The sequence below is a fragment of the Pseudothauera rhizosphaerae genome, from assembly GCF_004801305.1.
In the GTDB taxonomy this organism is placed as follows: Bacteria; Pseudomonadota; Gammaproteobacteria; order Burkholderiales; family Rhodocyclaceae; genus Pseudothauera; species Pseudothauera rhizosphaerae.
In genome coordinates, this window is the sequence record NZ_SSOD01000017.1 from 92,300 (window position 1) to 106,800 (window position 14,501).

General features: G+C 68.8%; 12 protein-coding genes. 10 read left to right on the forward strand and 2 right to left on the reverse strand.

What is annotated here, in order from left to right; genetic code table 11:
* Positions 1-2 precede the first annotated feature (2 nt).
* The 3 genes from E6O51_RS17925 (at position 3) to E6O51_RS17935 (ending at position 5,256) form a co-directional block, all read left to right on the forward strand.
* Complete coding sequence (locus tag E6O51_RS17925; protein ID WP_136386384.1) at positions 3-1,256, forward strand: mechanosensitive ion channel family protein; 1,254 nt, start codon at positions 3-5, stop codon at positions 1,254-1,256.
* An 85-nt stretch (positions 1,257-1,341) separates the two neighbouring features.
* Positions 1,342-2,202, forward strand: a complete 861-nt coding sequence (locus E6O51_RS17930) for a universal stress protein (RefSeq protein ID WP_136386385.1) — start codon at positions 1,342-1,344, stop codon at positions 2,200-2,202.
* Positions 2,203-2,301: 99 nt separating this feature from the next.
* Complete coding sequence (locus E6O51_RS17935; protein ID WP_136386386.1) at positions 2,302-5,256, forward strand: Kelch repeat-containing protein; 2,955 nt, start codon at positions 2,302-2,304, stop codon at positions 5,254-5,256.
* Positions 5,257-5,287: 31 nt separating this feature from the next.
* Here E6O51_RS17935 and E6O51_RS17940 read toward each other — a convergent pair whose 3' ends face one another.
* Positions 5,288-6,034: a cation:proton antiporter domain-containing protein gene (locus E6O51_RS17940; protein ID WP_136386387.1), complete on the reverse strand. Its 747-nt coding sequence runs from the start codon at positions 6,032-6,034 to the stop codon at positions 5,288-5,290.
* Positions 6,035-6,166: 132 nt separating this feature from the next.
* Between E6O51_RS17940 and crcB the strand changes: the two genes are divergently transcribed.
* Positions 6,167-6,562, forward strand: a complete 396-nt coding sequence (crcB, locus tag E6O51_RS17945) for a fluoride efflux transporter CrcB (protein ID WP_136386388.1) — start codon at positions 6,167-6,169, stop codon at positions 6,560-6,562.
* Positions 6,563-6,580: 18 nt separating this feature from the next.
* Complete coding sequence (gene hrpA / locus E6O51_RS17950) at positions 6,581-10,651, forward strand: ATP-dependent RNA helicase HrpA (RefSeq protein ID WP_136386389.1); 4,071 nt, start codon at positions 6,581-6,583, stop codon at positions 10,649-10,651.
* Positions 10,652-10,663: 12 nt separating this feature from the next.
* Here the strand turns inward: hrpA and E6O51_RS17955 are convergent, their stop codons facing one another.
* Positions 10,664-11,017 (reverse strand): hypothetical protein, encoded by a 354-nt coding sequence (locus E6O51_RS17955; RefSeq protein ID WP_136386390.1) that lies wholly within the window; start codon positions 11,015-11,017, stop codon positions 10,664-10,666.
* 258 nt (positions 11,018-11,275) lie between these two features.
* On the opposite strand from E6O51_RS17955, the gene rpsF reads away from it, so the two are divergent.
* The 5 genes from rpsF to dnaB all read left to right on the forward strand — a co-directional run bounded on the left by rpsF (position 11,276) and on the right by dnaB (position 14,239).
* Complete coding sequence (gene rpsF, locus E6O51_RS17960; RefSeq protein ID WP_136386391.1) at positions 11,276-11,662, forward strand: 30S ribosomal protein S6; 387 nt, start codon at positions 11,276-11,278, stop codon at positions 11,660-11,662.
* A gap of 1 nt (position 11,663) precedes the next feature.
* On the forward strand, positions 11,664-11,978 hold the full coding sequence (priB, locus tag E6O51_RS17965; RefSeq protein ID WP_136386392.1) for a primosomal replication protein N: 315 nt from the start codon (positions 11,664-11,666) through the stop codon (positions 11,976-11,978).
* Between the two features lie 2 nt (positions 11,979-11,980).
* Positions 11,981-12,247: a 30S ribosomal protein S18 gene (gene rpsR, locus E6O51_RS17970; protein ID WP_136386393.1), complete on the forward strand. Its 267-nt coding sequence runs from the start codon at positions 11,981-11,983 to the stop codon at positions 12,245-12,247.
* Positions 12,248-12,262: 15 nt separating this feature from the next.
* The gene (gene rplI, locus E6O51_RS17975; RefSeq protein WP_136386394.1) at positions 12,263-12,715 is read left to right on the forward strand and encodes a 50S ribosomal protein L9; all 453 of its coding nucleotides are present in this window, start codon (positions 12,263-12,265) and stop codon (positions 12,713-12,715) included.
* A 120-nt stretch (positions 12,716-12,835) separates the two neighbouring features.
* Positions 12,836-14,239 (forward strand): replicative DNA helicase, encoded by a 1,404-nt coding sequence (gene dnaB / locus E6O51_RS17980; RefSeq protein ID WP_136386395.1) that lies wholly within the window; start codon positions 12,836-12,838, stop codon positions 14,237-14,239.
* Positions 14,240-14,501: the final 262 nt, after the last annotated feature.

A 14,501-nucleotide genomic window follows, 5' to 3' on the forward strand; every position in this document is an offset into this window, starting at 1 on the left:
TCATGGCTGAATGGATAGCACGATGGCATGAATGGCTGGCGCAACAGCCGCTGGCCTATTCGCTCACCGCCCTGGGCCTGCTGGTGCTGCTCGCCTGGCTGGCCAACTGGATCACCAAGCACGTCCTGCTGCGCGGCCTGCGTCGCCTGGTGGAGACGCTGGACCGGGTGGAGGGCGACCGCTCCCACCTGATGCGGGTCATCGCCCGCCTGGCCAATGCGGTGCCGGCGCTGGTGCTGTCCACCGGCATCGGGGCGGTGCCGGGGCTGCCCGAGGCGCTGGTGAAGGTGGTGGTCAATGTCTGCAACGCCTTCGTGGCCCTGACCATCGCGCTGGCGGTGGGCGGCGTGCTGGATCTGGTCAACGGGCTCTACGAGCGCCGCCCGGACGCCCATCGCCGGCCGATCAAGGGCTATTTGCAGGTGGCCAAGATCGTCATCTACGCGGTGGCGACCATCCTCGTCATCGCCAACCTCATCGACCGTTCGCCGCTGATCCTGCTCTCCGGCCTGGGCGCGATGGCCGCGGTGCTGATGCTGATCTTCCAGGACACGCTGCTGTCCCTGGTGGCCAGCGTGCAACTGGGTTCCAACGACATGGTGCGGGTGGGCGACTGGATCGAGATGCCGGCGCAGAACGCCGACGGCGACGTGATCGACATCGCGCTGCACACGGTGAAGGTGCAGAACTGGGACAAGACCATCACCACCATCCCGACCAAGAAGCTGATCACCGATTCGTTCAAGAACTGGCGCGGCATGCAGGAGTCCGGCGGCCGGCGCATCAAGCGCAGCATCTACCTGGACCAGCAGAGTGTGCGTTTCCTCACCGACGAGGAAATCGCCCGCCTGGGCCGTATCGCGCTGCTCTCCGGGTACCTGGCCACCAAGCGCAGCGAACTGGGCGAATGGAACAACGCCCACGCCGCCGACGCCAGCGCGGAGGTCAACCACCGCCGCCTGACCAACATCGGCACCTTCCGCGCCTACATCGAGCACTACCTGCGCAAGCACCCCGGCATCCACCAGGGCATGACGCTGATCGTGCGCCAGCTCGACCCCACCGCCGACGGCCTGCCGCTGGAACTGTACTGCTTCACCAACACCATCGCCTGGGTGGCGTATGAAGGCATCCAGTCCGACATCTTCGACCACCTGCTGGCCATCGTGCCGGAATTCGGCCTGCGCGTGTTCCAGCACCCGAGCGGCGCCGACATGCGTGCCATGGGCGAGGCGGTGGCGGAACAGGCCGCCTGAGGCCCGTCGCATGGCGGGATGCGCCGAGTTGGGGCATCATCGGCCCGACCGGAGCGGACGTGGATAGACAGGGAGAAGCGGTGTGATGGCGAGCGGGCAGCCTGCGGCGGTGGTGTTGGGGACCGATCTGAGCGCGCGCTGCGACCGTCCGCTGGACCGCGCCGCCCAACTGGCCGGCGAGTGGAATGCCGAACTGGTGGCGCTCCACGTGCTGGAAGGGCCCCAGGAGCCCGACCTGGCCCTGCGCTGGAGTACGGACGAAGATGCCGGCGATGCGGACATCCTCGCCCGGCGGGAACTGATGCGGGAACTGGCGGGGCTGGAGGTGCGCGCCAGCCTGCGCATCGCCCGGGGCGACGTGGCCGACGCGATCCGCGGCGCGGCCGAGGAGAGCGGCGCCGGGCTCATCGTCACCGGCATGGCCCGCAGCGAGGTGCTGGGGCGCTTCCTGCCCGGCTCCAACGTGGAACGCCTGGCGCGCATGGACACCCCGCCCCTGCTGGTGGTCCGCAACCGGGTGCGCGGCCCCTATCGCCGGGTCGTGGTGGCCACGGACTTTTCCATGCCCTCCTGCCGGGCGCTGCAACAGGCGTTGGCCTTCCTTCCCGGGCGCGAGGCGGAACTCTTCCACTCCCACCTCTCCCCCATGGGCATCCAGCCGGACGAAGCGGCCACCCAGTCCATCCGCCAGGGCATCGAACGAAGCGAATATGCTGCCTTTCTCGATGCCTGCCCCGTCCCGGAAGCCGCCGGCCAGTCCCTGCGCCTGACGGTCACCTTCGGCCCCCTGGAAACCACGCTGACCAGGCACGTGCGGGAGAACGACGTGGACCTGGTGGTCATGGGCACGCAGGGCCGGTCCGGCCTGGGCGGCATCCTGCTGGGCAGCACCGCGGCCCGGATGCTCGACTGGCTGCCCTGCGACATGCTGATCGTGCATCGCTGAGCGGCTCCGCACGGTGCCGGCCCATGGCGGCGGCATCCGGCTTGACCTGATGGACGCGGCATTCCAGACTAGCCGCCTCCATGACACGGTTATGGCCAGATGTCCCTTCGCGCCCTTCGCTGCCGGAATGTCCTGCTCGTCCTCCTGACGGTCTCCTTCACCTTCGCATCCAGGGCCAGCGACGAACCGCCGTCCTCCGTTGCCGGGCGCACGGACGCCTCCGATGTCGGGGACGGCGAGGCAGCACGGCCACTCACCCATTTCCAGCCGCGCTACGGCCATACGGTGACGGTGAGCACCGACGGGCACATCCTCATCGCCGGCGGGGGCAGGGAAGAGGGGCTGGTGGATTGGGCGGAAACCTTCGATCCCCGGACCCGGCGCTTCGCCCGCACCGGCCGCTTGAACCAGCCGCGCACCGACCACCAGGCCCTGGCCCTGCCCGATGGCTCCGTGGTGGTGGCAGGCGGTATGGCTGCGACTCCCCAGGCTCCCAGGGAGAGGGCCGCGAACCACCCGGAAGTGTGGGAGCCGGTTTCCGGCACCTGGAAGATGCTGCGCGAAATCCGCTTCGAGGCGGACGAACGGGCGCACATGGGCCTGCGGCAAGATGGCAGCGTGCTCTTCCTTGCCTCCCGGGAGGCGGGTGAGAACGAAGCGGAAATACCCGGGGCCTACCGGGCGTGGATCTGGAATGTGGCGAGTGGCCGTGTTGAGCCCCGGTCCGTGGAGGTGGCCCCCCGCGCCGGTGCCGGAATCGCCATCCTGCCGGACGGGCGGGTACTGTTCGCGGGCGGGGCGCGGGTGGAGTTCTTCCCCGGCTACTCCTGCGCCGAGGGGCGCGATGGCCAACTGGCTGGCGAGGAAGCTGCCGGCGAGGAGCGGGGCGACTGCAAGGACGAACCCGCGGGCTGGTATGGCATCCCGCTGGACAGTGCGGAAATCTGGGACAGCCGATCGGGCGCCGTGACGGCCATCGACCCCCTGCCTCACCTCTGGTGGATGGGGAGCCCCGTGACCCGGGTGCTGCGGAACGGCAGCGTGGTCATGGCCCGGCTGCGCCCCTTGAGTCCCTACGCGGACGGTCGCAGCGTGCCGCTCTTGTGGGAGGCCGGCAGCGGGAAGTGGCGGGAACTCCCCGCCATCACGGACGGAAGGGACCCGGCAAGCCTGGTGGAGTTGGCCGATGGCACGCTGGCGATCCGTTCCGGGCGCCTGCCGCCGGGCGCGGCGGCCTGGTCGGCGACCCCGCCCCTGCAGGACGTGGAGGCCCGCCTGGCGGAACTGGCATCCGGCGAGTTGCTGTCCATTTCCACAACCGGCGTGCCGCTGGCGATCCATGACACGCAGACCGGCCAATGGGAGCTGCCGGCGGTGACGGTCCAGCCGCCGCCCTGGTCCTCGGGGCCTACGCTGCTGCCCCTGGCGGACGGCCGTCTCATGGTCGTGGCCCACGTCCCGGACGCGCGGCCGGGCGGGCTGGGCAGCTTCATCTGGAGCCCGTCCGATGGCCTGTGGCGCAAGGGCGGCCGGCTGAAGACCATGATCGGGACGCCGGGTCAGGCCATCCAGTTGCCTTCTGGGCGGGTGCTGCACCTGGGGCGCCGCGACGACCACCTCGTCTGCGAAACGGCGCTGCCCGACGGGCGGGACTGGCAATCCTGCAAGAACTTCGTGGCGGAGAAAGTGCCGGATGCGAAGCCCCGTCCCTGGTGGGAAGAACGCAGCATCGCCCTGGAATTGCTCGATGACGGCCGGGCCATCGTCCTGGGACATTCGGAAGCCTTCATCTTCGACGAGGAAACGCTGGGCTGGGCCAGGACCCAGGTGGAATGGGGCCAGGAGCGCCTGCCGTTCGGCACGCCCGTACGGCCGGCCAGACCCGATGCCCAAGTCCTGGACCCCCGCACCGGGCAATGGCTGGATGCCACGGCGGCCTCCACGCGATACCGGGAACTCAATCACAACGGCAGCCCGCCGCGCCTGTTCTGGAACCGGGAACGGCGCCACTGGGAATACGCCTTCGACCAGACGAGCCCCATGGGCACCCACGGGATGCGCCTGCCCGATGGCTGCATCGCCTCCTGGCGCAAGGACGCGCTGGCCGTCTTCGACCCCGCCGCCGGCCTGGTCACCACATACCCCGCGCAAGATTTCTCCACCGACGTCCCCGACGGCAGGACGGTGCTGAAGGATGGCACCGCCGTGGCCGTTTCCACCGGCGGCGGGGACGGGGCTTTCAAGACGCGCCGGATCGCCTGCAACGGTTTCGTGACCGCTGCGGGCCAGGAGGCGACCGGATCGGCGCCGGTCCCGGAAGAACGGGTGGAACCGGCCTCGCGTGCCGTGCCGCGGGCCTCGTCACCGCCCCGGCCGGCGGGCGCGGCGCTGTGGGAATACCGCTGGATCGCCCTCGCAATTGCCGGTCCGGCGGTGTTCTATGCCCTGGTGCGTCTGCTGGGTCGCCTGCTGCGCCGCCATGAGCGGGAGCAGCCGGCCGGCGATGGCCCGGCCCGGCCGCAGGTCGGCTCCCGGGGCTTCCGCCGGACCCTGCGGGTGATCCTCTACGGCGTTGCCCTGGCTCTCGCCCTGCCCCTCATCGCCAACATCCTCATCTTCAAGGCCGTGGATGCCGTCGAAGACAGTTGCGTGAGAAAGGCGAGCGGCTGTCTCGATGCCGAAACCGGCATCCTCAGGCCGGTGGCCGCCCTCGCCCGGGAGCAAACCGGGGCCGATCACACGCGGATTCCCTGCGAGTACGTCGGGAGCTGGTCCTATGGGCGAGCCCGCAAGGCCATGCGCATCGAACTGCAGGAATCCGGGCGCTATCAACTGACCGAAAACAAGGACGGTACCAAGGGCAGGGCGGTGGACCGGGGCTACTGGGCGGTACAGGGAGACAACATGCTCTGGCGCACCAGCGATCCGAGGGTCGAGATGGAAGTCGACGTCAATTCCATCCTCGCCAAGGACGATGCGGCATTCGAGTTGCAGGAGCGGGACGGCAGCCACACCCGCTTCGAACTGATCGCCCGGGGCGAGTGTTCACGCTGAGACGCCTCGGGGCCACGACGGCGTTCGGCGCTTACACCCCGAAGCGCTGCAGCACGTGGCCCGTCATGCCGCGGGCGAGTTCCTCTTCGCCGAAGAACACCGTATCCAGGCCTTCCTTGCGCAGCAGCCTGGATTCCTCCTCGCTGTGGGTGCGCAGCACGATCTCGATGCCGGGGTTGAGGGTGCGGGCGATGTCCGCCATCTGCCGCACGTTGAGCGGATCGGGGGTCGCCACCACCAGCATCGCCGCATTGGCGACGTGGGCCTGCACCAGCACCGCCGGGTCGGCGGCGCGGTGGCTGAACTCGGATTCGCGCATCACCATGCCGGCGAAGAAGGCACCCAGCGCGAAGGACACCGAAAACAGCGTCGCGGCGCCGTAGGCGATGCTGATCGCCGCGGCGACGACGGAGAGGGTGAACAGCTCCCGCGAGCCGGTGCGCGCCACCTGCCACAGCAGCCAGGGCAGGATGCGCCGCCCTACCAGCAGCATCACCGCGATGAAGCCGGCCACCTGTAACAGGGTCAGGCCTATGGTCTGCCACAGGGGCGCGGGCTCGCCGCCGCCGGCCACCGGCGAGCCCAGCACGCCGGCCAGGGGCGGCACCAGCACCAGCACGGTGGCTAGGTCCTCCACCACCAGCCAGCCGATCACGATGCCGGCGAGCAGATAGCCCACCAGCGCGGGCAGGCGCAGCCGCTCCGCGACGAAGCCGAGGATCAGCGCGAGGCCGAAGCCGGCTGCGATCGTGGTGATCAGCGAGATGTTGTGTTCCATTCAATATCCGTACCGGCTCGTCGGGGAGACGCCGCGGCGCGCAAGTATACCTTCCCGCCCTGCGGGCATCCGCCGGGGCTCGGTTAGAATGCGGTCCGTTCACCCGCTGTTCTCCGTCCAGGTCCGATACCCATGTCCGCCCACGTTTCCGTTCTGTCCTTTGCCGCGGTCGGTATCGGCGGCGCCTGCGGCACCTGGCTGCGCTGGGGACTGGGCATGCTGCTCAATCCCCTGTTCGCACCACTGCCGTTGGGCACGCTGGCCGTCAACGTGGTGGGCGGCTTCCTGATGGGGGGCGTGCTGGCCGCGGTCCAGGCCTGGCCGGAGATGCCCCCGGCGCTCAAGCTGCTGCTCACCACCGGCCTGCTGGGCGGTTTGACGACCTTCTCCACCTTCTCCGCCGAAGGCCTGCTGCTCGCCCAGCGCGGCGCCTGGGGCTGGCTGGCGGTCCATACGGCGGCGCATGTCCTGGGCGCGCTGCTCGCCGCCTGGGTGGGGTTCGCGCTGTTCAACGCGCTGCGTGCCTGAGTGCGGAACCATTCGTCCGTGAAGCCGGCGGCACATGCCGCGGGCCAGGCGTTCGACGACTGCCTCGCGGCCGACCGGGGCCGGCTGATCGGCCTTGCCCGTGCGCTGGCACGGGCCAGCGGCGCCAAACGGGACAAGCTGCAGGCCGATCTGGAAAACCTGCGGCAGCGTTCCCGCGCCGCGGTGGCCGCCCGCCGCGCCGCGCTGCCGCGCCCGGATTTCCCCGCCGAGCTGCCGGTCAACCAGCGCCGCGGCGAGATCGCCGCCGCCATCGCCGCCCACCAGGTGATCATCGTGTGCGGCGAGACCGGCTCCGGCAAGACCACCCAGTTGCCCAAGATCTGCCTGGAACTGGGGCGCGGCGTGCACGGCCTGATCGGCCACACCCAGCCGCGCCGCATCGCCGCGCGCAGCACCGCGGCACGCATCGCCCAGGAGCTGAAGTCCGAGCTCGGCCAGGCGGTGGGCTACAAGATCCGCTTCACCGACCGGCTGTCGCCGTCGTCCTGCATCAAGCTGATGACCGACGGCATCCTGCTCGCCGAAACCCAGGGCGACCCGTGGCTGGCGGCCTACGACACGCTGATCGTGGACGAGGCCCACGAGCGCAGCCTGAACATCGACTTCCTGCTCGGCTACCTGCGCACGCTGCTGCCGCGCCGGCCGGACCTGAAGCTCATCGTCACCTCCGCCACGCTGGATGCGGAGCGCTTCGCCCGCCATTTTGCCGATGGGGCCGGCAATCCGGCGCCGGTCATCGAGGTCTCCGGGCGGCTGTACCCCATCGAGATGCGCTATCGCCCGGTGGCCGAGGAGGAAGAAACCGAGCGCACTGCCAGCCGGCGCGACGCCAGGAAGCGCGATCTCTACGAAGCCCTGGTGGATGCCGTGGACGAAGCCCACGCCAGCGGCCCCGGCGACGTGCTGGTGTTCCTGCCCGGCGAGCGCGAAATCCGCGAGGCCGCCGAGGCGCTGAGGAAGGCCCACCACGCCGCCGGCACCGAAGTCCTGCCGCTCTTCGCGCGCCAGTCGGCGCAGGAGCAGGCGCGCGTGTTCGCCGCCTCCCAAGGCCGCCGCGTGGTGCTGGCCACCAATGTGGCCGAGACCTCCCTCACAGTGCCCGGCATCCGCTACGTGGTCGATACGGGGTTGGCGCGCATCAAGCGCTACAGCTATCGCAACAAGGTCGAGCAACTGCAGGTGGAGAAGGTCGCCCAGTCCGCCGCGCGCCAGCGTGCCGGGCGATGCGGGCGGGTCATGGACGGCATCTGCTTCCGCCTCTACGACGAGGAGGACTTCGAGCGCCGCCCGGCCCACACCGACCCGGAGATCCTGCGTTCGTCGCTGGCCGGCGTGATCCTGCGCATGAAGGCGCTGGGCCTGGGCGCGGTGGAGGACTTCCCCTTCATCGACCCGCCTTTGCCGCGCATGATCGGCGACGGCTACCAGCTCCTCGCCGAACTGGGCGCGGTCACCGACGACGAGGCGCGCGACCTCACCCCCGTGGGGCGCGAACTCGCCAAGCTGCCGCTGGACCCCAAGGTCGGGCGCATGATCCTGGCCGCGCGCGAACGCGGGTGCCTCGCCGAGATGCTGGTGGTGGCCGCCGCCCTGTCGGTGCAGGACCCCCGCGAGCGCCCGCAGGACAGCCCCGGCGCGGCCGACCAGGCCCATGCGCGCTTCCGCGGCGGCGAACAGGACCAGCGCTCCGAATTCCTCTGGTACATCCACCTGTGGCGCGCGTGGGCCGAGGTGCAGCGCCACGAGTCCTCCAGCAAGCAGAAGGCCTGGTGCAAGAAGCACTACCTGTCCTGGCTGCGCCTGCGGGAATGGCGCGATGTATACAGCCAGCTCCACGCCCTGTGCGCCGAGCACGGCTGGCACCCGGAGGGCGGGGCGGAAGAACCCGCCCCTGCCGGCGAAGCACGCCCCATCCCCTACGAGCCGCTGCACAAGGCGCTGCTCGCGGGCCTGCTCGGCCACATCGGCTGCCGCGCCGAGGACGCCTCCGGCCCCCAGGCCGGCAGCTATCTCGGCGCCCGCGGCATCCGCTTCTGGCCCCATCCTGGCTCGACGCTGGCGAAGAAGGCCGGCAAGTGGATCATGGGCGCGGAACTGGTGGAGACCACGCGCCTCTTCGCCCGCTGCCTCGCGCGCATCGAGCCGGAATGGATCGAGGAGGTGGGCGCCCACCTGCTGCGCCGCCACGTCTATGAGCCGCACTGGTCCAAGACCGCCGGCAGCGTGCGCGCCTGGGAGCGCGGCACGGTGCACGGCTTGGTGCTGTACGCGCGCCGCGGCGTGTCCTACCGCGACACCGACCCGGCCCTGTGCCGCGAACTCTTCATCCGCGAGGGGCTGGTGCAGGGCGAGATCGCCGAGGGCGCGGCCCGCGCCATGCCCTTCCTGCGCCATAACCTCAAGCTGGTGGCCGAGATCGAGCGCCTGGAGCACAAGAGCCGCCGCCCCGACGTGCTGGTGGACGAGGAACTGATCCACGCCTTCTACGACGCCAAGCTGCCGCCCGAGGTGGCGGACCTGGCCAGCTTCGAGCGCTGGCGCAAGGAGGCCAAGAAGACGGAGCCGAAACTACTTCACCTTGCCCGTGAGCAACTGATGCGCCACGAGGCCGAAGGCATCACCACCGAGCGCTTCCCGGCCCATTTCGAGGTGCTCGGCCAGAAGCTCAAGCTCGCCTACCTGCACGCGCCGGGCGAGGCGGACGACGGCGTGACGCTCACGGTGCCGCTGGCCATGCTCAACCAGATTCCCGCCACCCGCTGCGAATGGCTCGTGCCCGGCCTGCTGGAAGAAAAGGTGGCGGCACTGCTGCGTACCGTGCCGCAGAAGCATCGCCACCGCCTGCAGCCCATCGGCGACAGCGCGGCGGCTTTCATGGCCCTGTTCGAGGCCGGCGAACTGGATGCCGACGAAGCGCTGCTGCGCGCGCTGCAGCGCTTCGTCGAGGAACGGGTGTCCCTCAAGCTGCCCGCGGAGAGCTTCCGCGCCGAGAACCTGAACCCGCACTGCTTCATGAACTTCCGCCTGGTGGACGAGCACGGCCGGGTGCTGGGCCAGTCGCGCAACCTCGCCGAACTGCGGACGAAGTTCCGCGAGCAGGTCGCCAGCCAGTTCCGCACTGCGCGCATCGAGGGTGTGGCCGAGGCACCCGCCGCGGCGGCTCAGAAGGCCGCACCCGCGGCCCCGGCTGCGCAGGCGCCCGCGGCGGACGGGGCGCTCACCGGCCTGACCGCCTGGACCTTCGGCCCCTTGCCGGAACTGCTTGAGGTGCGCGTGGCGGGGCGAGAGGTGATCGGTTTCCCCGCCCTGCACGACGACGGCGACAGCGTCTCGCTGCGCCCCTGGGACACGCCGGAGGAAGCCGCGCGTGTACACGCCGGCGGCTTGGCACGCCTGTTCGCGCTGGCGCTCAAGGACCAGGTGCGCGCCATCGAAAAGCTGCCGGGACTGCGTGAACTGGCGCTGCAGATGATGGGCTTCGGTTCGGAAGCGGAACTGAAGGCCCGCCTGGTGGCGGCCACGCTGCGCCGCTGCTGCCTGCTGGAACCGCTGCCGACGGACGCCGACGCCTTCGCCCGGCGTTGCGCCGAGGCCAAGCCGCGCATCACGCTGGTGGCACAGGAGTTCATGCGCCTGGCGGGGCAACTGGCGGCCGAGCACGCCGTGCTGCAAAAGCGCCTGTCCGGGCTGAAGACCTTCCCGGACGCGGTGGCCGACATCCAGACCCAGGTCGCCGCCCTATTGCCCAAGGATTTCCTCGTCGCCTTCCCGTGGGAGCGCCTGGCCCAGTTCCCGCGCTACCTGAAGGGTGCAGCGATCCGGCTGGACAAGCTTCGTAACAACCCGGCGCGGGACGCGCAATTGCTGGCCGAGTGGCGTGCGCTGGCCCAGCAGTGGGAACGGGAGCGCACCGCCAAGCGGCGCGCCGGGGTGGACGACCCGCAGATCGAGGAATTCCGCTGGCTCCTGGAAGAACTGCGGGTCGGCCTGTTCGCCCAGGAACTGAAGACGCCCATGCCGGTATCGGTCAAGCGCCTGCAGAAGATCTGGGAGACCCGTCCCCGTTGATCCGCTGCGGGGTCAGCGGATCGGGATCACCACGGGCGGCAGGCTGATGACGACCGCCGGTTGCGGCGGGTCGTAGCGGTAGCCGAAGGCCGGATAGGCCGGGTAGGGCAGATAGTGGTAGTGATGCACGACCCGCGGCGGAGCCGGGCGGTAGACGTGCTTGTGGACGATCACCTTTTCCTGTATCGGACCGTAGTGGTGGCGCCCGTCGTAGTGCTGCCTGGCGGACTGGTGCTTGTGCTGGCCCCAGCCCGGACCGAATTGCCGGAAGTGCCCGTTGTCGCGGGCTTCGGCCGTGCCGCCCAGGCTGAGCAGGCCGCCGCACAGCAGCGCGGCGAACAGCTTGCGGGAGTGGTTCTTGATCATGGTCTTTCTCCGCTGTGGAAGTACGGATGCCGGGCGCGGTGCCGGTGCGGGGTTGACCGCGATGCTGGGTCCTGCGTGCCCGCAACGGGGCGCGGGGATGTAAGTAGGGATTTGTATCGGCGCGGCACCGGCGCCGCCTTGACGGGGGCTCGCAGGGCGGTCTTTGATTTCGCAGGAAAACTTGTTAATATCACGGGCTTCCCTTGCCCCACCGGTTCTCGCATGCCGGGGGGCTGTCATCAACCGCAAGGAGTCTGCATGCGACACTACGAAATCGTTTTCATCGTCCACCCGGACCAGTCCGAACAGGTCCCGGCGATGATCGATCGCTACAAGGCGATCGTCACCGCCCGCAACGGCCAGATCCACCGCCTGGAAGACTGGGGCCGCCGCCAACTGGCCTACCCGATCCAGAAGGTGCACAAGGCCCACTACGTGCTCATGAACATCGAGGCCGACGGTGAGGCCCTGGGCGAACTGGAACACGCCTTCAAGTTCAACGATGCCGTGCTGCGCCACCTCGTCGTCAAGATGAAGAAGGCCGTCACCACGCCGTCGCCGATGATGAAGGAAGAGAAGTCCCGCTCGCTGACCCCCGCCGCCGCTGGCGAGGAAGACAAGCCTGCCGAGACCCAGTCGGCCTGAGGTGGATGATCCGGGGCTGAACGAAGTCCGTCTCGACGCCGTGCTGGCAGAACTGCAGCCGCTGCGTCGAACCCCAGCAGGGGTGCCGGTGCTGAACTGCATTCTGGCGCATGAATCGAGGCAGGTCGAAGCGGGTGCTCCGCGGGACGTCTCGGTGGAACTGCAGGCGGTGGCGGTCGGCGAAGCGGCCGGCCTGCTGGCGGTGGCGGCTCCGGGCATGAGGATACGGGCCACCGGTTTTCTCGCCGCGAAGAGTCTTCGCAGCCGGGCACCGGTGCTGCACCTGAACAAGATCGAATTTCTGGAAGGAAACTGAAAATGGCTTTCAAGCCCAAGTTCAAGAAGAAGGATGACCGCGGCCGCGGCCTGTTCAAGCGCCGCAAGTTCTGCCGCTTCACCGCGGAGAAGATCGAGGAAGTCGACTACAAGGATGTGGACATCCTCAAGGACTTCATCACCGAGAACGCCAAGATCATGCCGGCGCGCATCACCGGTACCAAGGCCGGCTACCAGCGCCAGCTCTCCGTGGCCGTCAAGCGTGCCCGCTTCCTGGCGCTGCTGCCGTACACCGACCTGCACCAGTAAGGGGAGAACGGAAACATGCAGATCATTCTTCTCGAAAAGGTCGTCAACCTCGGCGGTCTGGGCGACGTGGTCAAGGTCAAGGACGGCTACGCGCGCAACTTCCTGATCCCGCAAGGCAAGGCCAAGCGCGCCACCGAAGCCAACAAGGCCGAGTTCGAAGCGCGCCGCGCCGAACTCGAACGCCTGCAGGCCGAAAAGCTGACCGCCGCCCAGGAACTGGCCGGCAAGCTGGAAGGCGTGACCGTGCAAGTGGCCCGCAAGGCCGGTATGGACGGCCGCCTGTTCGGCTCCGTGAGCAACGCCGACATCGCCGAAGCGCTGGTCGCCCAGGGCTTCGACATCGAGCGCTCCGCCATCCGCATGCCGGAAGGCCCGCTCAAGCAGGTCGGCGACTCCCAACTGGAAGTCGCGCTGCACTCCGACGTGGTGACCACCATCAACGTCTCCGTGCTCGGCGAACAGCAGTAAGCGTCGGCCGTACCCGCGTGCAAGGGGCTGCTTCGGCAGCCCCTTGTCGTTTCTGCGTCGCCGAAGAGCGGCTGCGCTCCGTTAGAATCTTCTCCTTCCCACCCCGCCCGGACCCCGATCATGGACAGCAGCACCCGCAGCAGATTTCCGGATCAGTTCGCCGATTCCCAGGTGGCCGGCCTCAAGCTGCCGCCGCATTCGCTCGAAGCCGAGCAGTCGCTGATCGGCGGCATCCTGCTAGACAACGCGGCCTGGGAGCGGGTGGCCGACCTGGTCGGCGAGGCCGATTTCTATCGCGACGACCACCGCCGCATCTACCGCCACATCGCCAAGCTCGTCGACTTCGGTAAGCCGGCGGACGTGGTGACGGTGTTCGAATCGCTGGAGAAGAGCGGCGAGGCCGAGCAGGCCGGCGGCATCGCCTATCTGGCGGAAATCGCCAACAGCACCCCATCGGCGGCCAACATCCGGCGCTATGCGGAGATCGTGCGAGAGCGGGCCATCCTGCGCAAACTGGTGGCGGTGGGCGACGAGATCGCCGCCAGCGCCCTCGCCCCGTCCGGCAAGGACGCCAAGCTGCTGCTCGACGAGGCCGAAGCCAAGGTGTTCGAGATCGCCGAGGCCGGCGCGCGCCATGCCAGCGGCTTCGTCTCCATCCAGCCCATCCTCAAGCAGGTGGTGGACCGGGTGCAGGAACTCTACGACCGCGACAACCCCAGCGACGTCACCGGCGTGCCCACCGGTCTCGTGGATCTGGACGGCCTGACCTCCGGCCTGCAGCCCTCGGACATGATCGTGGTCGCCGGCCGTCCGGCCATGGGCAAGACCACGTTCGCCCTCAACGTCGCCGAGCACATCGCCGTCGAGTGCCGCCTGCCGGTGGCCATCTTCTCCATGGAAATGCCCGGCACCCAGCTCGCCACCCGCTTCATCTCCTCCATCGGCCGCATCGACCAGAGCAAGATCCGCTCGGGCCGCCTCGGCGACGAGGATTGGCAGCGCCTCACCGCGGCCATGGGCAAGCTCTACGACGCACCCATCTACATCGACGAGACGCCGGGCCTCAACCCCATAGACCTGCGTGCCCGCTGCCGCCGCCTCGCGCGCCAGTGCGGCAAGCTCGGCCTGATCGTCATCGACTACCTGCAACTGATGAGCAGCACCCGCGATGGGGACAACCGGGCTGCCGAGCTGTCGGAAATCTCGCGCTCGGTGAAGTCGCTGGCCAAGGAACTGCACGTGCCCATCATCGCGTTGTCCCAGCTCAACCGCAGCCTGGAGCAGCGCCCCAACAAGCGTCCGGTGATGTCCGACCTGCGTGAGTCCGGCGCCATCGAACAGGATGCGGACATCATCATGTTCATCTATCGCGACGAGGTGTACAACCCCGATTCGCCCGACAAGGGCAGCGCGGAGCTGATCATCGGCAAGCACCGTAACGGCCCCACCGGCATGGTGCGGCTCACCTTCATCGGCGAGAGCACCCGCTTCGAGAACTACGCCGGCGCGCCGGGCGGCTATTGAGGTATTCGTGAGTCGAATGTCATGAAAGTCGGAATTTGTTGACAGGCTGTTTGAGGTCTTTATAATTCGCGCCTCTTTGGCTGGATGCGGTGCTTCCGGAGGGCTTGGAAGCGGCGCATCGGTCGGGGGAAGGGGAGCGGTACTTCCGGTGTCTGGGTGGTGAGTTGGGGCGCTGGAGGGGGTTGACGGGAGTAGTTGTATGGGTCAAACTTTCGCTTCTTCGCTGCCCGCGCAGCGGTTCTTTAAAAACCTGGACAATCGA